Genomic DNA, 24,005 nt, shown 5'->3' with positions numbered 1-24,005 from the left:
GTCTCTCTCCTTCGCGCAGGGGGCGTACGAGTCAGCTAGAGGGTCGGTACGACGGGGCGGATGGTGCCGTCGGTGCTGAACTCCATCCGGTCGATGGCGGTCTCGCGGTTGGTGCCGTTGCCGGCCGGGACCGCGAACCGGTGGTAGGCGATGTACCAGGTGTCGCTGCCGGGTGCCCGGACCACCGAGTGGTGACCGGTGCCCTTGATGCCGACGTCGAGTCGCTTCTGCAGCACCACGCCACGCCTGGTCCACGGCCCGAGAGGGGATGAGCCGGTGGCGTAGGCGACGCGGTAGTCCTCGCTGCGCGTGTCGTTCTCCGACCACATGAAGTAGTAGAGACCGTTGCGTTTGAACACGAACGGCGCCTCGTTGTAGCCGGACGGGGTAATGACCCGCGCCTGCGCCGCGTCGAACGAGACCATGTCGGCGTTCAACCGCACCGCCCGCGCGACGCCCTGCCCCCAGTACAGGTAGGACTGCCCATCGTCGTCGGTGAACACCATCGGGTCGATTGTCTGCCCGCCGGAGAACTGGTCGCTGCGGACGAGCGGTCGGCCCAGCGCGTCACGGAACGGCCCGGTGGGGCTGTCGGCCACCGCCACGCCGAGTTGTTTGGCCGTGTTGCCGCTGGCCGCGCCGCCGCTGAAGTACAGGTAGTAGCGGCCGTTGGCGCTTGCCACCGCGGGCGCCCAGGCCGAGTTGTCCGCCCAGGACACGTCCGGACCGTGGTCGAGGATCACGCCGTGGTCGGTCCAGTTGACCAGGTCGGTGGAGGAGAACGCCTTGTAGTAGGTGCCGGACCAGCTCGCGTAGCCGTCGGTGGTCGGGTACAGGTAGTAGCGGCCGTTGAACACGGCGAGGTGCGGGTCGGCGAAGAGGCCCGGGATCACCGGACCCTTGGTGGTCCTGGGCGCCCAGGGCGCGACGAGGCGGAAGGCGCTGTCCGCCCGGAACGCGGCCGTGTCCTGGTAGGCGTCGAGCCAGAGCGCGAAGTCGCGGTGCCGGATCCGCCGGTTCGGGTAGTTGTACGAGGCGAGCGCCACCGATCCGCTGACCGAGCCGTCCACGGCACAGAAGGTGGCGTCGGCCCGGAACGCCGCGTCGCCGGTGTTCGGGTCGACCCGGAGTCGGTAGTCGCGGTGCCGCAGGAACATGCCGGCCTTGGTCTGGAACGAGTGGCAGGTCGGCGACGCCAGACCGTTGACCACGGTGAAGGTGGCATCCAGCTTGGTCTGGTTGGCGCTGCTGGAGGTGACCGGGTCGAGCTGACCGAGATAGTCGATGTGGCGTACGTACCGTCCGACTTGGTTGACCGCCTCCAGCGAGACGGCGCCGGTCGGCAGCGTGGCGGCGTGCGCCGGCCCGTCGGCCACCACCACGACAGCCGCGGCGGCCACGGCGGAGAGCACGAGGAGGGCACGTGGGCGCATGGTCGATGCTCCCGACAGCGATGCCGCTGCCCTGCCCCGTGAAACCACGGTCCCGACCCCTTCCCGGAAGATCATCTATGTTAGCGTTAACAGCACCGGCAGGCGATCGGGCCGGGATTCTGGCGGTTCTACCAACGGATGACCTGCCCGTACGGGACAGCCTGGCGCGTCATGCCGCTACAGGCACAATGTGTTCGGCTCGTTAAGGTCGCGTTGCGGACCAGTGTTAGCGATCGCATCTACACGTGTCAAGGGATCGACCATGGTCGCTCCCCCGGCTGGAGTCATCGACGGATGATGGAGAAGTCCGCTTCGGTCAGGCATCGTGAGGACCGTGGTCCCTGAGCACCTCACGCACCTGCATGAGCGCGAACCCGAGCAGGTTGAGGCCCCGCCAACAGCCCGGGTCGCCAGCAGCCGGATCGTCGCGGTCCAGGCCGATACCCCAGATCCGGTCGACCGGGCTGGCCTCCACCAGAACTCGCTGCCCGGTGGCCAGCAGAAATGCCCGGAGCGCGGGATGCTGGTCGAACTTCGCGAGGTTGCCGGCCACCACGATCGCGAAACGGTGTTCGCTCCAGGTCTGCTGATCGAAACCCGCGACGCGTCCCCCGAGCACCTTGGCGGCGTGGGGATGCGGCGCGGCGAGGATCTGTTCCGCCATCGCGCCGTCGCCGAACAGGGTGGCCTTGCGCCACATCATGTAGTGCTCGGCAGTGGGAAACCGCAGCTCGTCGACGGTGAACGGCGCCGGCCACCACTGGCTCAGGCACCCTGCGCCGACAGCCCCGTCACGCTCGGGCTGGTGCCCCCAGAAGAACAGGAACTTGACCCGATGACCCTGCGCCTGCGCAGCGACCAGATCCCCGACGCTACGAACCGATGCCAGCATGATGGCGAGTGTGCGGCACCAGCGTTGCGCGTACCCCGCATTTTCGACCGCGACGACGCGCTCGCGGCCGCCGCGACGCCGGGTATGCCCACGGCGCTGTGACAAATTGCCCACGTCCGGCTGCCATCGCATCCGACGGCCGATGCCTACAGTCGGACCATGAGCACGGATGACGGCGTGCGGGTCTGGCTCCGCCGGCTTGGAGCTGAGCACGATCCTGCGGTGGCGGACCGGCACGGGGCCTACTTCCGGGAGCTGTTCGCCTCGTGGGCCCCGATCGCCTCGGAGCAGGTCATCAGCGATGCGCAGCGGGTCCTGCGACCGTGACACCCGAATCGTCGCCTCCGACAGCACGGACCTTCGGCCGCGTACGGGTGCGAGCGGTCTACCCCGGCAGCTTCGATCCCTTCACTCCGGGGCATGTGAATGTGGTCAGCCGGGCGCGTGCTCTCTTCGACGAGGTGGTCGTGCTCGTCGCGGTCAACAGCATCAAGCATCCGGGCAGCGACGAAGAGGAGCGGGCGGCCGCCGTCCGGGCCGTGCTGCCGGTCGAGTGGACCTCGGTCAGCGTTGCGGCGTGGAGCGGTTTGACCGCCACCTACTGTCGTCTCCGGGACGTAGGAGTGATTGTCCGCGGCGTGCGTAACACCACCGACCTCCGGGCTGAGTACCAGCTCGCAGCGATGAACCAGTCGCTGGGTGTACCCACGGTGTTTCTGCCGGCGCAGCCCGAACTGGCCGCGGTGTCGTCGACCGCGCTGCGCACGCTAGGAGCGTGGCGGGCCGAGTAGGGCGGCGATCATCGCTTCGGGCTCGATGGTGGCCGGCCGATCGCTGACCTGCCCATCGCCGAGTTCGATGACCCGCCACACGCCGTCGACGCGTAGGGCGAGGTCCACGGTGACGAAGGGCAACCCGAGCCCGGCGATCATCGGGGCGACCGGCTCCAGGTCGACCTCGACCAAAGGGCGATCGTTCGGGGTGTCCGGATGTGGGCCGATCAGGACGCAGTCGCCGTTGACCCACCAGGTGCGTACCTCCGCAGAGGTGAACCGCTCGAAGCGGCGCAGCACGAACCCGCCCACGAAGTCGTCCTCACGCAACTCCAGGAACCGGCTCGCCACTCTCCAGACTGCCACCGCGTCGTCGAGCTCGGGGAGGAAGGCCGCGTCGTCCCAGTAGTGCTTCATCGACTTGCTGTAGTCACGCAGTACCGCCGGTCCCGCCCCGAGCGTGACGCGCGCATGGTCAAGATCTGCCCGATCCGAGCCGCGGGTCCACACCGACGCGGGAGTGACCGCCACCAACGCCGCATACCAGCCGGGCAGCTCATGTGCCCGCCGATACTGCTCACCACTGGTTCTCAACACCACACCGCGCTCGGCGAGAGCCTCGGCGAACGCCGCGTACCGCTCGCTGCGCAGCATCCAACCGCGATAGACCGCCGCACCGGTGCCCGAGACTGAGGCCACCGCCCGACGTACGTCACCGCCCCGTGCCACCGCGTCGTGGTCGACGACCGCCACCTGGAACCCGGCGGCACGGGCTGCCTCAGCCTCGGCAGTGAAGTGCTCGTCCGGATGGCGTGGACGCAGCGGGTTCGCGGGAACGATCAGGATCACCCTCGTATCCTGCCCCCGGAAACTGGTTGCACGTCGCCGGGGTCGTCGTCGGCCACGGTTTCGAGAGGCTCTGCCTGCACCGCATCTCGCTGGAGGTGTTCGCCTTCAACCCCCGGGCCCGGCGGGTGTACGAAAAGGTCGGCTTCGTCGCCGAGGGTGTGCTGCGGCAGGTCCTGCGCGACGGCGACGACTGGGTTGACGCCACGGTGATGTCGATCCTCGCGCCCGAGTGGGCGGCGCACCGGGGACATCCCGAGCGCCGAGGCTAGTACCCGGTGGACCGAAGGCGTCAGGTCTGGATGGAGAACGTGGCGACGACACCGTTGTGGTCGGACCTGGTGTCACCGACGATGTCGTAATCGGTCATCCACATCAGCTGGTACTCGGGCAGCCGCTTCCAGAAGTAGACGTAGTCGATGTGCCGGTTGCCGTGCGTCCCGGTGCCCTTCTCGCCGTAGAGGTTGTAGTTGGAGCGCAGATTCGGCAGCTCGTTGGCCTCGAAGACCTGCCACGGGAACTTCGCGTACCCGTAGCTCCGGTCGGCGCTGAAGTCGACGTTCAGGTCACCGCTCACGATGACCTGACCCTCGTCCTGCTTGTCGACCGCCAGGTCCTTGAGACCCTGGAACTGCGCCTCGGCACACCTGGTGCGCGGTAGGTCCTCCGGCCGGCCGGCGGTTTCGATGCTGGCCACCGCGTGGGCGTTGATGTGGGTCACGTTGCGGCCACTGGCCTTGTGCCGGTACTTGACCCAGTTGTTGTAGCGCGCGGGCGGCACCTCGCCCGGACCGTTGGTGTCACAGACGAAAATCGAGCCCTTGTCGAGTACGTCGAACATGCCCTTCTTGGCGATCAACGCTTCGCCAGCCTGGTTGGTCCCGCCCGGCGCGTACAACCACCAGCCGTTGTCGGCGGCCCAGCTCTCCAGGAACGCCTTGCGGGCGCCGACCTCGTTGAGACCGACGAGGTCCGCCTTGGACGCGATCAGGTTCAGGTCGTGCACAAAGTCGGCCTGGCTCAGCCCGTAGTAGATGTTCAGCGTCGCCGCCTTGAATCCCACGCTCGCGGCAGCCGCCGGGGCCGCCGGCAACAGGGCCGCCACCAGCGCGACCGCGCCCGCGAGAGCGCGGAGGGCGCGGAGGGCGCGGGCCGACCAGTGCGTTGTCCTGCGCATCGAGTTCCCTTCGCACGGACCGCCGTCGATGGCGGCCAACGCACCTTATCGATTCGAGTCGACACCAGAAGGAACGCCCGGTTACCAAGGCCCGACAGACCTGGGTCGAAGAGTGCGGGGTGCCCGGCTCCTCCGGTGGTCGGGGTGGAGCTATGCGAACGTGAGGCCCTCGGATCGGGCCCGCTTGAGCTCGGAGAAGGCCCGGCAACCGGCGAGGAGGCGGACGCCGTCGAAGACGCGGACAGCCTCCTCCCCACGAGGGATCGAGGTCAGCACGGGACCGAAGAAGGCCACGTCGTCGACGACGACCGTCGGGGTGCCGAGGTCCTCGCCCACCAGTTGCTGCGCGCGGGCGGTGCTCGCCCGCATCTGCGGGTCGACGTCACTCCGATGGGCGGCCTCGGCCAGGTCGGCGGGGAGGCCGGCCTCGGCCAGGGCCAGCGGGACGACGGTGTCGAAATCCTTGTCGCCGTCGTCGTGAATCCGGCGGCCGAGCGCCGGGTACAGCAGGGCAAGTGCGGCGGAGCCGTGTTGCGCCGCTGCCGCCACACACACCCTGGCCGGCCCCCACGCCCGGTCGTTGAATTCGCGGTACCAGGGCTCCAGGTCCCGATGCTCGTTGATCACCGCGAGGCTCATCACCTCGAACCGCAGAGCGAGCGGCCGCATCTTGGCGACCTCCATGAGCCAGCGGGAGGTGATCCAGGCGAACGGGCAGGACGGATCCACGTACGCCGTGACCACCGGAGCTGACGTTCGGGTCGATTTGCCTTCCATGGAAGACAAGTTATCTTCCCCGGAAGGTAAGATGCAACAGTGAATGACGACCGGATCACCGAGATCGTTGGTCAGTGGGGCCGCGAGCGACCAGACCTCGACCCCACTCCGCTGCTGATCATCGGCCGCATCCAGCAGTTGGCCGCCGTACTCGATGTGGCTCTGCGGCCGCCGTTCGCCGCGGCGGACCTCGGCAACGGTGACTTCGACGTGCTCGCGGCGCTGCGCCGCGAGGGCGAGCCCTACACGCTCACGGCCGGCCAGTTGAGCCAGCGGATGCTCGTGACCACCGGAGCGGTGACCAAGCGGGTGGATCGGCTGATCGCCCGCGGCCTCGTGTCCCGCTCGGTCTCCGCAGCCGACGCGCGCGGCAGAGTGGTCGGGCTGACTCCGGCCGGGGTGGCGTTGACCGACCGGCTCATCGAGGAACACCTGGCCAACGAGGCGGCCATCCTTCGTGGCCTCACCGACAACGACCGCAGAACCCTTGAGCGCCTCCTGGCGGCGATGAACCGGACCCTGGACTCCGGAGAGTTCGGACCTAGCGACGGAGGTCCGGCCGGAGAACGGCCTCGGTCGTGATCGGCCAACGCCCGGACTACCATTCCGCCATGGACGAGATCACCCGCGGCGTACGCATCAGACGCGGCGGCCCGGCCGACGCACCCGCCGTCCTGGACATGCTCGACTCCGCGGTGGTCTGGATGAACGAGCGCGGCAACACCGAGCAGTGGGGCACGACGCCGTTCTCGGAGAAGCCCGAAAGGGCCGCACAGGTCGATCGGTACCTGACCGAAAACCTTCCGTACATTGCGGAAGTGGACGGGACCCCGGCCGCGGCCCTGGTGTTGGACTCCGGGCCCGATCCGCGGGTACCGATCGCGCCTGTGGAAGAACCCGAGCGGTACGTCCGCCTCCTGGTCTCCGACCGACGGTTCGCCGGCCAGAAACTCGGGTCGGCCCTGTTGGCACATGCCGTGGAGGAAACCCGGCGAGCCGGCGTGCGGTTGCTTCGGGTCGACTGCTGGGCGGGCGGCGGAGGCGAGTTGGTGGCGTACTACGAGCGCCACGGGTTCACTCCCACCGAGACCTTCCTGGCCGGATCCTGGCCAGGGCAGGTGCTGGCCCAGCGGGTCGACTGAACCGCTCACCTCGACTCGGTTACTGCATGATGGTGACCGGTGGGTGCTCCTGCGAGGCGGTGCACCGGTAGACCTGGAGTGTGTAGCCACGACCGATTTCCACCTGGGTCGGGGTGTGGTCGACCGACTCGTCCTCCTCAGTGATGGGACGCCAGCTGCGGCTGTCGCCGTCCCACTCGGCGCTGGGAATGGTGAGAAGGGGTTCCAGCGGAGCGCCACAGCACCGGAGCTCGTTAGGATCTGCAGGGTCCCGGAAGGTGAAGAAGGCGGCCCAGCCCCCGACCTTCCAGCCGGGCGCGACTGACAGATCGCCCCGGTAACCCGGTTGCTTCTCGTCCGGTGACTGGAGGAGTTTCCTCTCTCGGGAGATGATGAGTTCCGCCAGCTCGTCATCCAGCTCGTGATAGGCCGGGTACTCGATAACCTGCTCTGGATGCAGAACGCAAGGGACCGGCACGTAATAGTCCTGGCCGATGTAGGCCGGTTCGGGCGGGTGCGTCAGCAGGTTCCGCACGCTTGTGGACTGCCGCCACCGGAGGTGCACCGCCGACCGCGCATCCATGATTTCGTCGAACGGGCACCACAGCACCTGAAGCATGTCCGCGCCATCGGGACAGGGCAGATCAGGGACGTCCCGGGCGTAGAGCTGCGCCAACGGGATGAGCGGCAGCGGCTCCACCGACAGCAGCGACGGGTCGTAACCGGCATCTACGCGGTCAATGACCACCTTCTCATCGGGAGTGAGCAGATTCGTTCTCGGCGGCCTGGGCCGTTGCCATGCCGCGGCGAGGATGCGTCGACGCGTGCGGACGTCCTCCAGCATCGTCAACTCGTACGGCTCGTGCTCGTCGCCGCAGGTCGGCCAGGCCTCGCCCACCGGCCACAGCAAAGGCCCACCCACCGAGCTGTCATGCACGGTCGGGTGTCCTGGGCGGGGATGAAGGCGGGTGGCGGTCCTGGCCATCGCTGCCAGTTCCGGAAACAACGAGACCACATCCAACGGACGCGGTGGGGTGGTGGGCGTCATGATCCCCTCTCCTGATCACCGGGCTGCATCCAACCACGTGGCGCTGACAGGAGAGGAGCCGTCACCCCTCGGTCACGGACGAGGCATCCGCTCATCGGCATGAGCTGGTCTGACTGCCGTGGGCGACGAGACTAACCGCTTGTGGATTCCAGCTGTTCGAAGGCCATGCTCCACCAGGACTTCGGGTCGGCGAACGCGGACGAGTCGACGTCCATCAGGTCCGCCCGGATCGCGGCGGCGCGGGCCGCGCGAGCCCGACCGCCGGGGTCGGTCGCGATGAGCCCTCCGAGCCGGTAGAGGAACTCGACGAACGCGGCGAAGGTCGCGTTGACCGCCTCGAAGTTGGGGGTTTCCAGGTCCAGCAATACGACGGCGCCGGTCAGCGCGTCGAGGCAGAAGAGCAGCTGCGGGTCCTCGGGCGAGCTTCCGAGGACGATGTGGATGCGCGAACCGGCGTCGCCGATCTCGATGTTCAGCTTGGAGAACAGCTCCATGCCGGGGACGTCGACGTCGACCGTGAACAGGATCGGCACGTCGACCGGGATGGCCCCGAACGGCGGGAAGACCTCTGGCGTCAGCGGGCCGAGGACGTCGTCGAACCGGTCGACCGGGAAGTAGATCATCCCGTCGGCGCCCCAGAGCGCGGTGAGCTCCTCATGCGTCGCGGTCAATCGTCCGCCTCCTCGTCATCGTCACCGGGCGTGGTCAGACCGTGCTCGTCGAGGAAGCCCCACCACTCGTCGTCGTCGAAGCCGACCTCGCCGTACCCGGCGCCGAAGACGTAGTAGGCGAGGAACGAGTCGAGGTCTGGCGCGACGTCGAGGAACATCTCCCGCATGAACCACTCGTCGGTGGTCTCCGCCGGGAAGTACCAAACCGCGCCGGTGTCACGTCGGATCAGCAGCGGCTCGTCGTTCAGTGTGCCGATGACCAGCCACTCGGCGGGTTCGTCGGCGACGCCGGTGAACTCGGGCATCTGCTCGAGGTAGTACTGGATGTCGTCGAGGTCCGCGACCGCTGGCAGGTCGAACGCGCCGGCCAGGATGCCGTTGGCGGTCTCCAGCAGCTCCCGGACCGGCTGCGGCAGCTCGGCGGGAATCTGGTCGGCCGGAGCGCCCTCGTTGATCTGGGCCCACGCCAGCGTCGCGGGCTGGTCCGCCTCCAGGTCGGTACGCAGCTCCGCGATGAGCTCCCGCAGCTCGGGATTCAATCCACTACCTCTATTCGGATCGGGGTGCCATCGGGCAGGTTCTTGATCTGATGCCAGATTTGCCCGCCGACATCCCAGTTTGTTCTGCCGTGCAGGAGCTTCAGATTACTAACGTCGTCGGCGCCGCCAAGTTGCAGCTCCCACACATGGTCGGGCTGCTGCTTGCGGAGCCGGGCCGCGAGGGCGTTCGCCATCTTCTTGTCGTGGGGCCAGTACTTGTCGAAGATCTTCTGCCGGATGCGCTTCTTGTAGTCGGCCGTGATCTTCTTGTCCCGGCCGACCGGGTTCGCCTGCTTGAACAGCTTGCCCTCGTCGCTGAGCTTCTTCAGCGCGTTCATCTTGCGGTCAAACTGGCCGCGGGCGTGGAACGACCTGCGCTGCACCTTGATCGTGACCTCGGGCAGGTTGTTGTTACGCACCACCGGCTTGGCGGCGGCTTTCTTCACCGCCGCCCGGACGCCCTTGCCAACCTTCGGCTTGCCCGCGCCGCCGCGCTTCTTCGAGCTCTTCGGCGCCCTGCTAGGCATCGAGCAGCTCCTGGATCACCTGGTCGATCAGCAGGCCGACGATCTCTCGCGTGATCATCTGGAAGATCGGCACCTCGGCCAGTGACGCGCCGAACGTGACGACGGCGGTGGCGATCGCCTGAGCCACCGCGAACGCGAGGATCGCCAGCTGCACGATCACCTGGATCTTCAGCGCGAGCACGATCGCGGCGGCGATGATCAGCCCGGTGCCGATCAGCATGGCGGCCTGGGAGTAGTCCGGCAGCGTTCCGGGACCGCTCTCCGGTTTGGACCACCACTGCTGGAACGCCTGCACCGACTCGCCCTGGTGCTGTGACCAGACCGCCGCCGCAGCCGAGCTGGCCTCCCCGGAGGCGTCGGCGACCGTGCCGGAGAAGTCCAGCCAGGCCTGGCCCATCTCGAACAGCTTTTCCTCGTCGGCCTCGGGCCAGGTGTAGCCGATCCAGCCGAGCGCCGTGATCAGCTCACCCGGCAGTTGAAGTCCCATGCCGTCACCCCAGCATTCCCTGGATGTCCCGCAGCGCGCCCGCGGAGGCTTCCTCGACCAACTCGAAGTTGTCGGCCATCTGCGTCAGGTCGCTACCGGCCGAGCCGATCTCCTCGGCGGCCACGCCGATGCAGTCCAGGACCCAGGTGGAGGCCTCCGTGTACGCGATGCCGATCAGCGAGCCGATGTCGTCGGCGCCCCACGGCTCGCCGTACCCCTGCATCTGCGCCTCGAAGCTCTCCAGCTGCCCGATGAAGCGTTCGGCGGCGCCGATGACCTCGTCACCGCCGGAACGCAGCAGCGCGGGATCGACCTCGAAGCCGTTCATCGGGAACTCCCTCGGGCCATCCGCTCCTGCGCGTCCGTGAGCGCCTGCAGGAACGCGCCGAGCCGCGGCACGGCCGTGTCGCGAACCTGTTCGAGTTGCTCGGTGAGCTGCGAGAGGTCGCCGGAGGCCACCGCCGGGCCGCCACCGCGCATCGAGTCGATCGCCGCGTTCACGGCCGCGATCACGTGGTCACAGAGCTCGGCCGCGCCGAGCCGCATCATCCGCGGGTCCAGCGTCAGCGACTCCAGCCGGCCATCGGCGCCGAACTCGGCACGGACCTGCCCCTCGGCGGACTCACCGACCCGGCGCAGGCGCGCGGCCTCCTCGTCCTCCGGTGCAGTGCCGGCGGCGCGCAACGCGCCAACAGTCGCGTCCAGCATGCGAGCGAACTCCCCGCTCGCCGGCTCGTTCACCGACATGGGCCCTCCCTCGATTGCCTCCGAGACAGTGGAAAGCGTAGTCAGATCCGGCAAACAGTGTGGACCCGCGAGGCAGGCAACCCATCGAGGGCCGTCGACGGTCTCATCCCGCTACCCCGAACGTTTCCGTCAGGCGGTGGCCAACCGGACCATGAACTGGCAGCCGTCGGGGGTGTTTCGCACCTCGACCCGACCTCCGTGTGCCTCCACCAGGCCGTGAACGATGGCCAGCCCGAGCCCTCCGGACGCCCCACCGTCGCCCGGCCCGGGCGTGCGGGCCGGCTCACCTCGAAACGCGATGTCGAACAGCCGGGGAAGGTCGGCCGGGGGGATGCCGCCGCAGGTGTCGGCGACCGAGAGCCAGGCGTGGTCGTCCTCTCGGCCGGCTTCGATGCGTACGGTGCCGTCCTCCGGGGTGTAGCGGACCGCGTTGAGCAGCAGGTTGGCCACGACCCGGGCCAGCTCCGGTTCGCTCGCGGCGACCATGGGCCATCCCGACTCGCTGGCCACCAGCTTGATCCGGCGAGCGTTTGCCAGCGGGGTGGTGCTGGCCAGCGCGTCCGAGACCACCTCTCCGAGCGGCACCGCCGTCAACGACAACCGCAGCGCTCCCGCGTTGATCCGGGACAGCTCGAACAGGTCGTCGACGAGTCGGGTCATCCGGTCGGTCTCCAGCCGGATCCGTCGGTGGTACTCGTCGACCGTGTCCGGATCACGAACCACCCGGTCCTCCAGCGCCTCCGCCATGGCCCTCAGCCCGGCGAGCGGGGTACGTAGGTCGTGAGAGACCCAGGCGACCAGGTCGCGTCGGCCCTTCTCCAGTTGCCGTTCCCGCTCCCGGGCCTGGTCGCGCCAGACCGCGGCGCGGGCCAGTCGTCGGCCGAAGTGCCCGCCGACGGCGAGGCTGACCACCGCTGCCGCCGCGACGGTGGTCAGGACCACCTCAAGGTCGTGCGCGGAGAGGAACATCGCTTCCGCGACCGCCATCACCCCGACCGCGACGGCGACCACCGTGGTGGTGAGCAGCACGCTGAGGTGCACGGTGATCGAGCTGCGCCGAAGAGCGCGGAGCAGGACCGCGCCGGCGAGCCCGATGCCCAGTGCCGCACCGAGGGCGATCGCGAAGATCAGAAGTACGTCACGCATGGGCCGGCTCGTAGCGGTAGCCGACGCCCCAGACGGTCACGATCCGCCGCGGATGGGCCGGGTTGGCCTCGATCTTCTCCCGCAGCCGGCGTACGTGCACGGTCACTGTCGAGTGGTCCCCGAAGTTCCAGCCCCAAACCTGCTCAAGGAGTTCGGCCCGGCCGAACACCCGGGACGGGTGCCGCATGAGGTGGACGAGCAGGTCGAATTCGCGCAACGTCAGGGCCAGGTCGGCACCGGCGAGGCGGGCGGTGCGGGAGGTCGTGTGCACCACCAGGTTGCCGTCGGTGAGCGCCTCCGGCCGCTCGGGTGGCGTCCCACCGCCGGCGCGACGGAGCACTGAACGGACCCGCAGCACGAGTTCCCGGGGGGAGAAGGGCTTGGTCAGGTAGTCGTCCGCGCCGAGCTGCAGCCCGAGGATCCGGTCGGACTCGTCACCGCGCGCGGTCAGCATGACGATCGGTACGCCGTCCGGCCGTACCCGCAGCGCCCGGCACACCTCCAGGCCATTGATCAGGGGCAGCATCAGGTCGAGCACGACCAGATGCGGTGCCTCCCGCTCCACCGCCGCCAGCGCCGCCGCACCGTCGGCCGCGAGACTCACCTGGAAGCCGTCGTTCTCGAGATAACGACGAATGACGTCGCTCACGGTCTGGTCGTCGTCGACCACCAGCACGCGCTGTGTCACGAACCTCCCCCGTTCCGGCCCGTCAACGTCTCCCCCAGTTGTCCATCGACCCAGCGTAGCCACGCACCGGGGTCGGCCCGCACCGGCAAATCTTGCGAGGTTCTTACGGCTGCGTGCGGAGACCCACCCCGGCGTACGTGAGGTCATACGGTGACCGGAATGCGGATCCTTGTCACCGGTGCGGCCGGATTCATCGGCTCACACGTCGCCGACCTGCTCAGCGAAAATGGGCACGAGGTGGTGGCCGTGGACGCGCTCCTGCCCGAGGCGCACGCTACGACAGCACCGCCCTGGGCCGAGCGGCACGACCTCGTGGTCGGCGACGTACGCGACGGCGAGCTGCTGACCCGGCTGCTGGCCGGGGTCGACGCGGTCTGCCACCAGGCAGCCATGGTCGGCCATGGCATCGACCCGGCCGACGCCCCCCGGTATGCCGCACACAACGACCTCGGCACGGCCACCCTGCTCGCGGCGATGCACGCCACCGGGGTACGCCGACTGGTGCTGGCCAGCTCGATGGTGGTCTACGGCGAGGGTCGCTACCACTGCCCCACCCACGGAGTCGTCCGGCCAGCCGGCCGCCGGGCCGTCGACCTGGCCGAGGGCCGGTACGAGCCACCCTGCCCTCGCTGCGACCAGGCGCTCTCCCCCGGTCTCGTGCCCGAGGACGCGCCTCTGGAGCCGCACAGCACGTACGCCGCCACCAAGCTGGCCCAGGAACACCTCGCCGGCGCGTGGGCCCGGCAGACCGGCGGATCGGTGTGGGCCCTGCGGTACCACAACGTCTACGGTCCCCGGATGCCCCGTGACACCCCGTATTCGGGGGTCGCGTCGATCTTCCGGTCCGCCCTGGCCGCCGGGCGACCGCCCCGGGTTCTGGAGGACGGCCGGCAACGGCGCGACTTCGTGCACGTGACCGACGTGGCCACGGCCAACCTGCTGGCCCTCACGACCCCGGCACCGGATCCCCTGACCCCGGTCAACGTCTGCTCGGGCGAACCGCACACCGTCGGCGAGTTGGCCCACGAGCTGGCGTCGGCGATGGGCGGGCCATCGCCCGTCACGGTCGGGGGCGGGCGGGCGGCGGACGTACGGCACGTGGTGGCCGATCCGGCCCGCGCCGCCCGGCTGCTCGGTTTCACCGCCCGAATCGGCTTCGCCGCCGGCATCGCCGACTTCACCACGGCGGTGATGCGGGATCCGGCATCGGTCACGACACCGTCCACAGTAGGTGGTTGACGGCGAGCGCCGTGGCGGCCTGGGCCGCCAACCACCACCGTCGGTGGCCGTGGGGCAGGTGCGCGGTAGCGACAAGCAGCCAGACGGCGAACGGTAGCCAGATCCGCTCCACCTCGGCCTTGCTGAGCCCGGACAGGTCCGCCGCGAGCACGGCCACCGCCGCCGCGATGGGCAACCACACCGTGGGTCCGGCGCTGGCGATCCGCTGTCGGAGGGCCGTCGCGATGGGTGGGTACGGTGCTCGCGTCGACACGGCCGTCACCGTCCGCCGCAGGGCCGGCCCGACCACCGGGCCGGCCGAGAGCAGCAGAGCGGCGAGATTCGCCCAGAACCAGTAACCGTACGGACGTTCCGCCGCCCACCCCTGGTAGTACCGACGCGCCACCAGGTGGTAGCCGTCCAGCCACCAGAACCCGGCGAGGGTGAACACGGCGACGACGGCCCCGACCGCCGTCGCCGCGACCAGGAGCACGCCGAGGCGATCCCGCGCCCGGAGCAACGCCACGGTCAACGCGAGCACCCCGACCAGGACGAACCCGTACGACAGGTAGAGCGCGAAGCCGAGGAGCAACCCGCCCAGTGCGGCCCCTGGTCGGCCACCCACCGCCAGCAGCGCCAGCCCGGCCGCGACCACCGCGGCGAAGATCCCGTCCGCGGACGCGCCCACCCAGACCGCCCCCGGGAAGAGCACCAGGAACGGCCACACCGCCCGGGCCGCGTCCTCGGCGCCGAGCGCCCGCAACGTCACCGGAACCGACACCGCGACGGTGGCTCCGAGCACCACGCAGGCCAGCCCGGCGGCGCTCCCGCCGCCCAGACCGATCCGCTCCAGCCAGACGAAGAGCAGCAACGCTCCCGGTGGGTGACCAGCGGTGTGGGTGGACCACGAATCGGGTTGGAAGTCGAGGATCCGGTCGGCGAAGCCGGACAGCAGGAGGCTGACATCCGTCACCCGGGGCACCTCGTGCAGGTACTCGGCCTGCACGGTGAGCCGGTCGGTCAACCCCGCGGACCAGCCGTCCACCAGGGCCAGCGACAGCGTCCAGAGCACCGAGGCGAGATAGCCGACGAGTAGCAGCCGCCGCCACGGCATGTCGGTTCCCCAACGCGTGCCCCGCCAGACGAACAGCGCCGCGACCAGAAGCGCGGCGGGAGTACCGGGCCCCAGATGGGGTTGCCAGGCGGCGTAGAGCGGCGCCGCGTCGGCGTGGAGCCGTACGCCCTGCTGGTTGAGCAGCGCGCCGACGGCGACGGCGACGGCGAGCAGGGCCACCTCGGCGCCGAGGACGATCAGGTCGGCGGACCGGGGTCGTCCCGGCCGGATCATCATGGTCATGGTGACGGCCGACGATACGACCTCTGACCAGGGATCCGACAGCCAGACGGTGAGACGTCAGGGAGTCGTAAGATCCGTTGCCGCGTAAGCGATTCGTAAGGACGAACGGCGGTCCGGACGGCCCGGGGCGGGCCTAGCGTCGCCGGTATGCACACAACGATCGACGTGGTGCTGCCGTGTCTGGACGAGGCGGCCGCACTGCCTGCCGTACTGAGCGGGCTGCCACCCGGCTTCCGCGCCATCGTGGTCGACAACGGCTCCACGGACGGTTCGCCGGTCGTCGCGGCCGCGTACGGGGCCCGGGTCGTCCACGAGCCGAGACGCGGGTACGGGGCGGCCGTGCACGCCGGCCTGCTGGCGGCGGAGGCGGATCTGGTCTGCGTACTCGACGCGGACGGGTCGTTCGATCCCGCCGAGTTGCCCAGGCTCGTCGCGGCGGTGCTCGACGGTCGGGCGGATCTCGCCGTCGGGCGGCGTCGGCCGGTGTCGGCGGATGCCTGGCCGTGGCATGCCCGCACCGGGAACGCGCTGGTCGCCGCGTTGCTGCGGCGTCGTGGGGTGCCGGTGTACGACATCAGCCCGATCCGGGTGGCCCGCCGGGCGGCGCTGCTGGGCCTCGGTGTCAACGACCGCGCGTTCGGCTACCCCCTGGAGCTGCTGCTCCGGGCGGCCGGAGCGGGCTGGCGGATTCTCGAGCTGGACGTCGCGTACGCGCCTCGGGCCGCCGGCACCAGATCGAAGGTCTCCGGGTCGGTGCGGGGCACGTGGCGGGCGACGCGGGACTTCGCCGGAGTGCTGCGCGCCGACGTCGGTGGTGGCCGGTGAACGTCCTGCTCCTGGTCGCGAAGGCACCGGTCCCCGGGCTGGCCAAGACGCGCCTCTGCCCGCCCGCTGATCCCACCCAGGCGGCCCGGGTCGCGGCGGCGTCGCTGTTGGACACCCTCGCGGCGGTGCGCTCCACCGCCTCGACCATTCCCGTGTTGGCCCACACCGGTCGGTTCGCCGATGCCGAGTACGGCGCGGAGCTGACCGCCGCGGTGGCGGGTTGGCACCTGGTTGCGCAGCGCGGTGGCACGTTCGCCGACCGGCTGGCGAACGCCCACGCCGACACCGCTGCGGCGTTTCCCGGCCGACCGGTGCTGCAGATCGGCATGGACACGCCGCAGATCCGGCCGGCCCTGCTCACCACCGCGCTGGAGCGGCTCGCCGAGCACGAGGCGGTGTTCGGACCGGCGCTCGACGGCGGCTGGTGGGCGCTCGGGCTACGCGATCCGTCGTACGCGAGCGCGTTACGCGAGGTGCCCATGTCGACCGACGACACCGGTCGCCGTACCCTCGCCGCCCTGCGCGGGCACGGCATGGACCCGGCGGTCCTGCCCGTTCTGCGGGATGTCGACGACTGGTCGTCGGCGCTGGCGGTCGCGGCCGACCTCCCCGGCACCCGGTTCGCGGAGGCGGTCGCGTCGGTGCGCGGCCAGCTGGTGAGCGGACGCCCCCGGTGACCTCGACGATCAGTCTCGACGGTTTCGGTGTGGCGCTGGGCAGACTCGGCGGGTGGCCCGCCGACCATGACGCGTGCGGCACGCCGGTCCCCGCGATGGCTGCGGCCCAAACCGACCACTGGCTGGTGCACACCGACGGGCGACGTGACCTGTTGCCGGTGCGGCGTTGGCACGGCCCGCCGGAACCGGCAGTCGAGTCCGTTGCCGCACGCTGCGCCGGACCCACCATCGATCTCGGCTGCGGCCCCGGCCGGCTGACCAGGGCACTCGCCCAGCGCGGCCTCGTCGCACTGGGGGTGGACATCTCCGCCGAGGCGGTACGGCTGACCCAGGGCCGGGGTGTGGTCGCCCTGCGACGCGACGTCTTCGAACCACTTCCCGGCGAGGGAAGGTGGGCGCACGCCCTGCTCATCGACGGCAACATCGGCATCGGCGGCGACCCGGTCCGACTGCTACGCCGGTGCGGCGCCCTGATCGCGGCCGACGGGACGCTTGTGGTCGAGGTGCAACCCCCGGGGGCCGGGCTGTGGCGGGGGCAGGCGTACGTCCTGTCCGGATCGTCCGGCGATCGGGAACTGCGGGGGCCGGCGTTTCGGTGGGCACGGGTCGGGGCGGAGGCGGTGGCCCGTACCGCCGCCGCCGCCGGCCTGCGGGTCGCCGACCGTTTCCGGTTCGGTGCCCGCTGGTTCGCCGAACTGGCGCGCTCATGATCCGCCGGCCACGCCTCCCGGTCCCCGAGGACTTCACGGCGCCCTCGCACTCACCGCTGGTCGCCGCCCGGCTCGGCCTCTGGCTCGGGGTGGCGTTCGGGCTGTGTTTCGGCACCGGACTGCTCAGTCACTACATTCAGCACCCGCCGGGCTGGTTCGCCTGGCCGACCCGACCGGTCAACCTGTACCGGGTCACCCAGGGCGTCCACGTGCTCTCCGGTGTGGCGGCGATCCCGTTGCTGCTGGCCAAACTGTGGAGCGTCTACCCCCGGCTGTTCGTCCGTCCGCCGGTGCGCCAGCCGATCCGGTTGTCCGTCCATGCTCTCGAACGGGTCTCCGTCCTGGTGCTGGTCTGCGCCGCGTTCTTCGAACTGGTCACGGGCCTGTTCAACGTCGCCCAGTCGTACCCGTGGGGCTTCTTCTTCCCGACGGCGCACTACGCGGTCGCCTGGCTGGTGGCGGGCGCGGTACTGCTGCACGTCGCGGTGAAGCTCCCGGTGGCCCGCGCGGCGCTGGGCACGCCACTGCGGGGCCGGACAGCGGCGCGGGCCGCGGCACCGGGGCGTGACGAGTCGTCCGAGCGACGGGCGTTCCTGCGTACCTCGGTGGGCGTCGCCGGCATCGCCGTGCTGGCCACCGCCGGGGTCACCGTGCCGTGGTTACGTCGGGTGTCGCCGCTGGCCTGGCGTTCCGCGTCCGGGCCGCAGGGCATACCGATCAACCGTACGGCGGCTGCCGCGCGCATCGCCGTTCCACCGGACTGGCGGCTGGAGATCGTCTGGCCGGGCGGGCGACACACCCTGTCCCTGGCCGACCTTGCGGCCCTGCCGCACCGTACGGCGGAGTTGCCGATCGCCTGCGTCGAGGGCTGGAGCGCATCGGCCCACTGGACCGGCGTGCCCGTCGTCGAGCTGCTCCGGTGGGCCGGCGCACCGACCGGCCGACCGGTTCGGGTCACCTCGCTGGAGACCGACGGCCTCTACGCGGCCAGCACCCTGCCGGCGGCCCATGCCCGCGACCCACTGACCCTGCTCGCACTGAGGATCAATGGCGAGCAGCTGTCGCCGGACCACGGGTACCCCTGCCGACTCATCGCGGCGAGCCGGCCGGGCGTCCTGCAGACCAAGTGGGTGGCCCGGCTGGAGGTGCTGCGGTGAGGGCCGTCCGGCTGCTCCTCCTCGTGCTCGGTGCCGCGGCTACCGCGTACGGCGGTTGGCTGCTCCTCCCCCAGCTCGGCACCACACTGCCGTGGCTGATCGGCGGCCCGGTGCTGCACGACGTCCTGGTGGCACCGCTGGTGGGACTGGGCGGGCTGGCGCTGGGTCGGCTGGTGACGAACCGGTTACGCCTGGCCTGGATCGCCGCGGGCCTGATGGCCAGCGCGACGTTGCTGCTGATCGCGGTGCCCCTGCTGTGGCGACCGCCCTCGGCGCCGCCGAACCCGGGCCTGCCGGACCGCAACTACCCGGTGGGGCTCGCTGTCGGGCTGACTGTCCTCTGGGCCGCGATCGTGCTCATTCTGGTCGTCGCCACCACTGTCGACCGGCGCGTCACGGACCGACGAACCAACCGTCCCTGAGTAGGGCCCACGCGCTCCGCACAGGTCGCCCAGGAGAGGTACCCATGTCAGCAGCAGACACCAGCACGACCGGCCACCCGCCGATCGGCGTGATCGGCGGATCCGGTTTCTACGAGTTCCTCGACGACATCACCGAGCACGGCGTCGACACCCCGTACGGACCGCCGAGCGACGTGCTGTCCATCGGGAGTCTCGCCGGGCGGCCGGTGGTGTTCCTGCCCCGCCACGGACGCCGGCACACCCTTGCCCCACACCGCATCAACTACCGGGCCAACCTGTGGGCGCTGCGCGCACTCGGCGTCCGCCAGATACTCGCACCCGGTGCCGTGGGCGGCCTGCGACCGGACCTGGGCCCCGGGACCCTCGTCGTACCGGACCAACTCGTGGACCGGACCAGCGGCCGGGAGCAGACCTACTACGACGGACGGCCAGGCGCGGACGGGCAACTCCCCCAGGTCGTCCACGTGCCCTTCGCCGACCCCTACTGTCCGGTCGGACGAGCCACCGTCCTCGACGCCGCCCGCAACGCCGGTTGGCAGCCGGTCGACGGCGGAACCATGGTCGTCATCGAGGGGCCCCGGTTCTCCACCCGAGCCGAATCACGGTGGTACGGCCGGGAGGGCTGGTCGGTCGTCGGCATGACCGGCCACCCCGAGGCGGTGCTGGCCCGCGAGCTGGCACTGTGTTACACCGCGCTGTCCCTGGTGACCGACCTCGACTCGGGCGTCGAGGTCGGTCAGGGCGTGACCCAGCAGGAGGTGTTCACGGTCTTCGCCCGGAACATCGACCGCCTGCGGCTCCTGCTCGGCGACGCGGTGAAGACGCTGCCGGCGGACCAGGGAGTCTGCCGGTGCGCACAGGCCCTCGCCGGTACGCCGTCGTAAGTAATCCGAAAGGATTCGCGACCCGTTCGACGGCGACCGCGGCCGTACGCTGCGGGGGTGGGAAAACGGATCTTCCGGTCGCCGGTGGCCCGGGCCGGCCTCGCCGGCGCTGTCGTCGTGGCGGTGCTGGCCCTCTACTGGTTCCAGCCGTGGAAGCTGTTCACCGACACCTACGTCGACGAAGCGGTCCCCCGCGCAGCGACGACACCGGCCACCCCGTCGCCCACATCACCGACCATCTCGGCCCCGGCAGCCACCCCAGCCGGCAACGAGATCCTGACGGCCGGCGAGTTCGTCACCCATGAGCACCGGACGACCGGCACTGCCGAGCTCCACCGGCTCGCCGACGGACGCCACCAGCTCGTCATCCGGGACCTGAACACGTCGAACGGTCCGGACCTGCGGGTGTGGCTGACCGACCAACCGGTCATCCGGGGCACCGCCGGCTGGCGGGTGTTCGACGACGGCGAATGGGTCGAACTGGCCAGGCTCAAGGGCAACAAGGGCAACCAGGTGTACGAGCTACCGGCATCGGTGGACCCACGCGACTTCCGGAGCGTCTCCATCTGGTGCAAGCGATTCGCGGTCTCCTTCGGCGCGGCGGATCTCACGAGCGCCTGACCGGGCCGTCCCGCAACCTGCCGGACACAGCATTGACATCTGTCACTATGCGATCTAGCGTCGGGGCGAATCGATTCGACGTCGAGCCGGGTGCTCCGGCACCGTCCGGCGATCGGTCGCGTGGTGTTCGGGCGCACGTGTGACCACCATCGATTCGACGACCGACTGGTCCCGCGTGGGCGGCGAGACCAGTGACGGAAACCCGTGTCGATGAGCCGGCCGGGCGCCGTCGGCACACCGCGTCCTCCGGGTTCGTCCGCAGTGAACGTGGTCGGCGGGGCTGACCTGCGGTGGCGCGTCGTGGCGGCGTGCGGGTTGCCGTGGACCCCTTTCAACGAGTTCGTGCCGAGTGGCGGGAGCCCCTTCATGACAAGACGTAGACCCATCCTTGGATTGCTCGCGACGGCCGCGGCCGTCGTCGTGACCGTGAGCGCGGCGGCACTGGCGGGTGGCTTGAGCAGCACCGCGTCGGCCGCGGACATCGGAGCGGCCGCAGCGACCGCCGGGTGCGGCAAGGCGCCCACGTTGACCAGCGGCCAACGGTCCGTCCAGAGCAGCGGCCAGAACCGCAGTTTCATCCTGAGGATTCCGGACAACTACGACCGGAACCATGCCTACCGGTTGATCTTCGGATTTCACTGGAACGGCGGCACCGCCAACGACGTCGACGGCGGTGGGGCCGACGGGGCGGCCTGGTCCTACTACGGGCTGCGGCAGCAGGCGAACAACAGCACCATTTTCGTCGCCCCCCAGGGCAACGGCAACGGCTGGGCCAACCCCGGCGGCCAGGACGTCACCTTCGTCGACGACATGATCAGGGTGATCGAGGCAGACCTCTGTGTCGACACCACGCAACGCTTCGCGCTCGGCTTCAGCTACGGCGGCGGCATGAGCTATTCGCTGGCCTGTTCCCGGCCAGGTGTCTTCCGCGCTGTCGCGGTCTACTCCGGCGGGCAGCTCAGCGGGTGCGGCGGCGGCACCCAGCCGGTCGCGTACATGGGCATTCACGGCATCGGGGACCCGGTGCTCAACGTCTCCGCCGGACGCTCCCTGCGTGACACGTTCGTGCGCAACAACGGGTGCACCGCACAGAACCCGCCCGAGCCGAGGGCAGGCAGCCTGACCCACATCACCACCACCTACTCGGGCTGCCGGTCCGGCTATCCGGTGGTCTGGGCCGCCTTCGACGGCGGACACACCCCCGGCCCGGTGGACGGCGGCGGGGACAGCGGAGCCCGGACCTGGACCAAGGGCGAGGTGTGGAGATTCTTCACCCAGTTCGGTAGCACCGACCCCACGACGCCGCCACCGACCACCCCGCCGCCGAGCGGCACCTCGGCCCTGCGCAGCACGTCCTCCGGACGCTGCCTGGACGTCAACGGCGCCTCGCAGGCCAACGGCACGGCGGCGATCATCTGGGACTGCCACGGCCAGAGCAACCAGAGCTGGACCTCGACCGCCGCCCAGGAGCTGCGCGTCTTCGGCGGCAAGTGCCTCGACGTCAACGGCGCCGGCACCGCGAACGGCAGCTCGGTGATCATCTGGGACTGCAACGGCCAGTCCAACCAGAAATGGCGGCTCAACACCGACGGCTCGATCACCGGGGTTGGTTCGGGCCGGTGCCTGGACATGGTCGGCAACGGCACCGCCAACGGCACGCGCGTCCAGATCTGGGACTGCACCGGCGCGGCCAACCAACGATGGAGCCGAAGCTGAGCCCGGCGACGTTCCCGGGAGGCCATCGGTCGGTCCGGCTGTCCACTCACACACAAGGAGGCTCAACCGTGCCACATCGCAAACTCTCCGCCCCCTGGCTGGGGGCAGCCTTGGCGCTCATGGTTCTGATCGCCGTCGGAACGTACGTCGTCACGACCGTCGCACCGGCTGCCGCGGCCACCACTGCCGGCTGCGGCAAGGCGCCCGGACTGAACAGCGGCACCCACACCATCCAGAGCAGCGGGAAGAGCCGCAGCTTCATCCTTCGGCTGCCGGACAACTACAACAACACCTACGCCCACCGGCTGGCCTTCGGGTTCCACTGGTTGGGAGGCACCGCCAGCCAGGTCGCGGGCGGCGGCTCCGACGGAGCGGCGTGGGCCTACTACGGCATGCTCTCCCAGTCGAACAACACCACGATCTTCGTCGCCCCGCAGGGCCTCAACAACGGCTGGGGCAACTCCAACGGTGAGGACGTCACCTTCACCGACGACATGATCCGCATGATCGACAACGCTCTCTGCGTCGACACCACCCAACGGTTCTCGGTCGGGTTCAGCTACGGCGGCGCGATGAGCTACTCATTGGCGTGTTCCCGGCCGACGGTGTTCCGGGCGGTCGCGGCAGTCGCGGCACCGGGGGCGATCAGCGGATGCAGCGGCGGCACCCAGCCCGTGGCGTACCTGGGGATCCACGGCATCAACGACAACATCCCGAGTGGGCGGTCACTGCGCGACAGGTTCGTCCGCAACAACGGATGCGCCGCGCAGAGCCCGCCCGAGCCGAGGGCTGGCAGTCTGACCCACATCACCACCGCGTACTCCTGCCAGCCCGGCTACCCGGTGGTCTGGGCCGCGTTCGACGGCGGCCACCAGCAGGGCCCGGTGGACGGCTGTGCCGGCTGTGAGAGCGGTGCGCGGAGCTGGGTCAAGCAGGAGGTGTGGCGGTTCTTCACCCAGTTCGGGTCGGACGTGCCGCCCACCACTCCCCCGCCGACGACCCCGCCCCCCGGCCAGCAGAACGTGCTGATCGTGGGTAGCCCGTCCGGCCGGTGCATCGACATTCCCAACTCCAGCACCAGCAACGGCGCCCGCCCACAACTGTGGGACTGCCACGGTGGCACCAACCAGCGTTGGACCCACACCGCCAACCGCACCCTGACCGTCTACGGCAACAAGTGCCTGGACGCCAGCGGGGCGGGCAGCAGCAACGGCACCGCGGTCCTCATCTGGGACTGCAACGGCCAAGCCAACCAACAGTGGAACCTCAACGCCAACGCCAACGGCACCATCACCAGCGCCCAATCGGGGCTGTGCCTGGACGCCGTCGGGTCCGGCACGGCCAACGGGACGCAACTTCACCTCTGGGCCTGCCACGGCGGCGCCAACCAGCAGTGGGCCAGGCGCGCCTAGTACCGCACCGCACCAGGCGACGCCCACCATGTCGGCGACGCGCCGCTCGGGTCCTGTCCCGGGCGGCGCGTCGCCGTCAGGCGGTGAGGGCGGCGCAGACCGAGACGTGCGCGGTGGCGATCCGCCAGCCGGCG

General features: G+C 70.0%; 30 protein-coding genes. 15 read left to right on the top strand and 15 right to left on the bottom strand.

What is annotated here, in order from left to right:
* Positions 1 to 35: 35 nt before the first annotated feature.
* Positions 36 to 1,433 (bottom strand): family 43 glycosylhydrolase, encoded by a 1,398-nt coding sequence (locus PSH25_RS08980; protein WP_238658554.1) that lies wholly within the window; start codon positions 1,431 to 1,433, stop codon positions 36 to 38.
* A 316-nt stretch (positions 1,434 to 1,749) separates the two neighbouring features.
* Positions 1,750 to 2,325 carry a riboflavin biosynthesis intermediates N-glycosidase gene (gene ybiA / locus PSH25_RS08975; RefSeq protein WP_238658581.1) on the bottom strand — a complete coding sequence of 192 codons (576 nt, stop codon included), beginning with the start codon at positions 2,323 to 2,325 and terminating at the stop codon, positions 1,750 to 1,752.
* Between the two features lie 159 nt (positions 2,326 to 2,484).
* Here ybiA and PSH25_RS08970 point away from each other — a divergent pair, with 159 nt between their 5' ends.
* Both PSH25_RS08970 and coaD read left to right on the top strand, forming a co-directional pair.
* Entirely contained in the window at positions 2,485 to 2,652 is a 168-nt protein-coding gene (locus PSH25_RS08970; protein WP_238658553.1) for a hypothetical protein, read from the top strand.
* A 47-nt stretch (positions 2,653 to 2,699) separates the two neighbouring features.
* A complete protein-coding gene (gene coaD, locus PSH25_RS08965; RefSeq protein WP_238658552.1) occupies positions 2,700 to 3,116 on the top strand; it encodes a pantetheine-phosphate adenylyltransferase in 417 nt (138 codons plus the stop codon).
* Here coaD and PSH25_RS08960 read toward each other — a convergent pair.
* Positions 3,093 to 3,947 carry an ATP-grasp domain-containing protein gene (locus tag PSH25_RS08960; protein ID WP_238658551.1) on the bottom strand — a complete coding sequence of 285 codons (855 nt, stop codon included), beginning with the start codon at positions 3,945 to 3,947 and terminating at the stop codon, positions 3,093 to 3,095. The genes coaD and PSH25_RS08960 overlap by 24 nt on opposite strands.
* 26 nt (positions 3,948 to 3,973) lie before the next feature.
* Here PSH25_RS08960 and PSH25_RS08955 point away from each other — a divergent pair, with 26 nt between their 5' ends.
* Positions 3,974 to 4,216, top strand: a complete 243-nt coding sequence (locus PSH25_RS08955) for a GNAT family N-acetyltransferase (RefSeq protein WP_238658550.1) — start codon at positions 3,974 to 3,976, stop codon at positions 4,214 to 4,216.
* Between the two features lie 20 nt (positions 4,217 to 4,236).
* Here the strand turns inward: PSH25_RS08955 and PSH25_RS08950 are convergent, their stop codons facing one another.
* Both PSH25_RS08950 and PSH25_RS08945 read right to left on the bottom strand, forming a co-directional pair.
* Complete coding sequence (locus tag PSH25_RS08950; RefSeq protein WP_238658549.1) at positions 4,237 to 5,121, bottom strand: endonuclease/exonuclease/phosphatase family protein; 885 nt, start codon at positions 5,119 to 5,121, stop codon at positions 4,237 to 4,239.
* A 150-nt stretch (positions 5,122 to 5,271) separates the two neighbouring features.
* Positions 5,272 to 5,898 carry a mycothiol-dependent nitroreductase Rv2466c family protein gene (locus PSH25_RS08945; protein ID WP_238658548.1) on the bottom strand — a complete coding sequence of 209 codons (627 nt, stop codon included), beginning with the start codon at positions 5,896 to 5,898 and terminating at the stop codon, positions 5,272 to 5,274.
* A 39-nt stretch (positions 5,899 to 5,937) separates the two neighbouring features.
* On the opposite strand from PSH25_RS08945, the gene PSH25_RS08940 reads away from it, so the two are divergent.
* Both PSH25_RS08940 and PSH25_RS08935 read left to right on the top strand, forming a co-directional pair.
* The gene (locus tag PSH25_RS08940; RefSeq protein ID WP_238658547.1) at positions 5,938 to 6,480 is read left to right on the top strand and encodes a MarR family winged helix-turn-helix transcriptional regulator; all 543 of its coding nucleotides are present in this window, start codon (positions 5,938 to 5,940) and stop codon (positions 6,478 to 6,480) included.
* A 29-nt stretch (positions 6,481 to 6,509) separates the two neighbouring features.
* On the top strand, positions 6,510 to 7,040 hold the full coding sequence (locus PSH25_RS08935) for a GNAT family N-acetyltransferase (RefSeq protein WP_238658546.1): 531 nt from the start codon (positions 6,510 to 6,512) through the stop codon (positions 7,038 to 7,040).
* 19 nt (positions 7,041 to 7,059) lie between these two features.
* On the opposite strand, the gene PSH25_RS08930 is transcribed toward PSH25_RS08935, so the two are convergent.
* The 9 genes from PSH25_RS08930 to PSH25_RS08890 all read right to left on the bottom strand — a co-directional run bounded on the left by PSH25_RS08930 (position 7,060) and on the right by PSH25_RS08890 (position 12,872).
* Positions 7,060 to 8,067, bottom strand: a complete 1,008-nt coding sequence (locus PSH25_RS08930) for a hypothetical protein (protein WP_238658545.1) — start codon at positions 8,065 to 8,067, stop codon at positions 7,060 to 7,062.
* A gap of 131 nt (positions 8,068 to 8,198) precedes the next feature.
* The gene (locus tag PSH25_RS08925; RefSeq protein ID WP_238658544.1) at positions 8,199 to 8,738 is read right to left on the bottom strand and encodes an SUKH-4 family immunity protein; all 540 of its coding nucleotides are present in this window, start codon (positions 8,736 to 8,738) and stop codon (positions 8,199 to 8,201) included.
* The gene (locus PSH25_RS08920; protein ID WP_112583474.1) at positions 8,735 to 9,277 is read right to left on the bottom strand and encodes an SUKH-4 family immunity protein; all 543 of its coding nucleotides are present in this window, start codon (positions 9,275 to 9,277) and stop codon (positions 8,735 to 8,737) included. Before PSH25_RS08920 ends, PSH25_RS08925 begins: the two co-directional genes overlap by 4 nt.
* Positions 9,274 to 9,804, bottom strand: a complete 531-nt coding sequence (locus tag PSH25_RS08915; RefSeq protein ID WP_238658543.1) for an endonuclease — start codon at positions 9,802 to 9,804, stop codon at positions 9,274 to 9,276. Before PSH25_RS08915 ends, PSH25_RS08920 begins: the two co-directional genes overlap by 4 nt.
* Positions 9,797 to 10,291 carry a WXG100-like domain-containing protein gene (locus PSH25_RS08910; RefSeq protein ID WP_238658542.1) on the bottom strand — a complete coding sequence of 165 codons (495 nt, stop codon included), beginning with the start codon at positions 10,289 to 10,291 and terminating at the stop codon, positions 9,797 to 9,799. Before PSH25_RS08910 ends, PSH25_RS08915 begins: the two co-directional genes overlap by 8 nt.
* A gap of 4 nt (positions 10,292 to 10,295) precedes the next feature.
* Positions 10,296 to 10,619: a hypothetical protein gene (locus tag PSH25_RS08905; protein ID WP_238658541.1), complete on the bottom strand. Its 324-nt coding sequence runs from the start codon at positions 10,617 to 10,619 to the stop codon at positions 10,296 to 10,298.
* Entirely contained in the window at positions 10,616 to 11,038 is a 423-nt protein-coding gene (locus PSH25_RS08900; protein WP_238658540.1) for a YbaB/EbfC family nucleoid-associated protein, read from the bottom strand. Before PSH25_RS08900 ends, PSH25_RS08905 begins: the two co-directional genes overlap by 4 nt.
* Positions 11,039 to 11,167: 129 nt before the next feature.
* Entirely contained in the window at positions 11,168 to 12,184 is a 1,017-nt protein-coding gene (locus PSH25_RS08895) for a sensor histidine kinase (RefSeq protein ID WP_238658539.1), read from the bottom strand.
* Positions 12,177 to 12,872 carry a response regulator transcription factor gene (locus tag PSH25_RS08890; protein WP_238658538.1) on the bottom strand — a complete coding sequence of 232 codons (696 nt, stop codon included), beginning with the start codon at positions 12,870 to 12,872 and terminating at the stop codon, positions 12,177 to 12,179. Before PSH25_RS08890 ends, PSH25_RS08895 begins: the two co-directional genes overlap by 8 nt.
* A 159-nt stretch (positions 12,873 to 13,031) precedes the next feature.
* Between PSH25_RS08890 and PSH25_RS08885 the strand changes: the two genes are divergently transcribed.
* Complete coding sequence (locus PSH25_RS08885; RefSeq protein ID WP_238658537.1) at positions 13,032 to 14,111, top strand: NAD-dependent epimerase/dehydratase family protein; 1,080 nt, start codon at positions 13,032 to 13,034, stop codon at positions 14,109 to 14,111.
* On the opposite strand, the gene PSH25_RS08880 is transcribed toward PSH25_RS08885, so the two are convergent.
* Positions 14,083 to 15,447: a hypothetical protein gene (locus PSH25_RS08880; RefSeq protein ID WP_238658536.1), complete on the bottom strand. Its 1,365-nt coding sequence runs from the start codon at positions 15,445 to 15,447 to the stop codon at positions 14,083 to 14,085. The two genes, PSH25_RS08885 and PSH25_RS08880, sit on opposite strands and share 29 nt — an antisense overlap.
* 147 nt (positions 15,448 to 15,594) lie before the next feature.
* On the opposite strand from PSH25_RS08880, the gene PSH25_RS08875 reads away from it, so the two are divergent.
* The 9 genes from PSH25_RS08875 to PSH25_RS08835 all read left to right on the top strand — a co-directional run bounded on the left by PSH25_RS08875 (position 15,595) and on the right by PSH25_RS08835 (position 23,871).
* Entirely contained in the window at positions 15,595 to 16,272 is a 678-nt protein-coding gene (locus PSH25_RS08875; RefSeq protein WP_238658535.1) for a glycosyltransferase family 2 protein, read from the top strand.
* A complete protein-coding gene (locus tag PSH25_RS08870; protein ID WP_238658534.1) occupies positions 16,269 to 16,949 on the top strand; it encodes a TIGR04282 family arsenosugar biosynthesis glycosyltransferase in 681 nt (226 codons plus the stop codon). Before PSH25_RS08875 ends, PSH25_RS08870 begins: the two co-directional genes overlap by 4 nt.
* 95 nt (positions 16,950 to 17,044) lie before the next feature.
* On the top strand, positions 17,045 to 17,659 hold the full coding sequence (locus PSH25_RS08865; protein WP_274527195.1) for a class I SAM-dependent methyltransferase: 615 nt from the start codon (positions 17,045 to 17,047) through the stop codon (positions 17,657 to 17,659).
* Positions 17,656 to 18,816: a molybdopterin-dependent oxidoreductase gene (locus PSH25_RS08860; protein ID WP_238658532.1), complete on the top strand. Its 1,161-nt coding sequence runs from the start codon at positions 17,656 to 17,658 to the stop codon at positions 18,814 to 18,816. Before PSH25_RS08865 ends, PSH25_RS08860 begins: the two co-directional genes overlap by 4 nt.
* The gene (locus tag PSH25_RS08855; RefSeq protein WP_238658531.1) at positions 18,813 to 19,238 is read left to right on the top strand and encodes a hypothetical protein; all 426 of its coding nucleotides are present in this window, start codon (positions 18,813 to 18,815) and stop codon (positions 19,236 to 19,238) included. Before PSH25_RS08860 ends, PSH25_RS08855 begins: the two co-directional genes overlap by 4 nt.
* Positions 19,239 to 19,282: 44 nt before the next feature.
* The gene (locus PSH25_RS08850) at positions 19,283 to 20,122 is read left to right on the top strand and encodes an S-methyl-5'-thioadenosine phosphorylase (RefSeq protein ID WP_238658530.1); all 840 of its coding nucleotides are present in this window, start codon (positions 19,283 to 19,285) and stop codon (positions 20,120 to 20,122) included.
* Between the two features lie 57 nt (positions 20,123 to 20,179).
* Complete coding sequence (locus tag PSH25_RS08845; RefSeq protein ID WP_372492749.1) at positions 20,180 to 20,743, top strand: DM13 domain-containing protein; 564 nt, start codon at positions 20,180 to 20,182, stop codon at positions 20,741 to 20,743.
* A 366-nt stretch (positions 20,744 to 21,109) separates the two neighbouring features.
* A complete protein-coding gene (locus PSH25_RS08840) occupies positions 21,110 to 22,459 on the top strand; it encodes an RICIN domain-containing protein (protein WP_238658529.1) in 1,350 nt (449 codons plus the stop codon).
* A gap of 68 nt (positions 22,460 to 22,527) precedes the next feature.
* Entirely contained in the window at positions 22,528 to 23,871 is a 1,344-nt protein-coding gene (locus PSH25_RS08835) for a ricin-type beta-trefoil lectin domain protein (protein ID WP_372492747.1), read from the top strand.
* The last annotated feature ends 134 nt before the right edge of the window (positions 23,872 to 24,005 follow it).

This window comes from Micromonospora foliorum (assembly GCF_022229015.1).
In the GTDB taxonomy this organism is placed as follows: domain Bacteria; phylum Actinomycetota; class Actinomycetes; order Mycobacteriales; family Micromonosporaceae; genus Micromonospora; species Micromonospora foliorum.
This window is presented reverse-complemented; position numbering and strand designations above follow the sequence as displayed.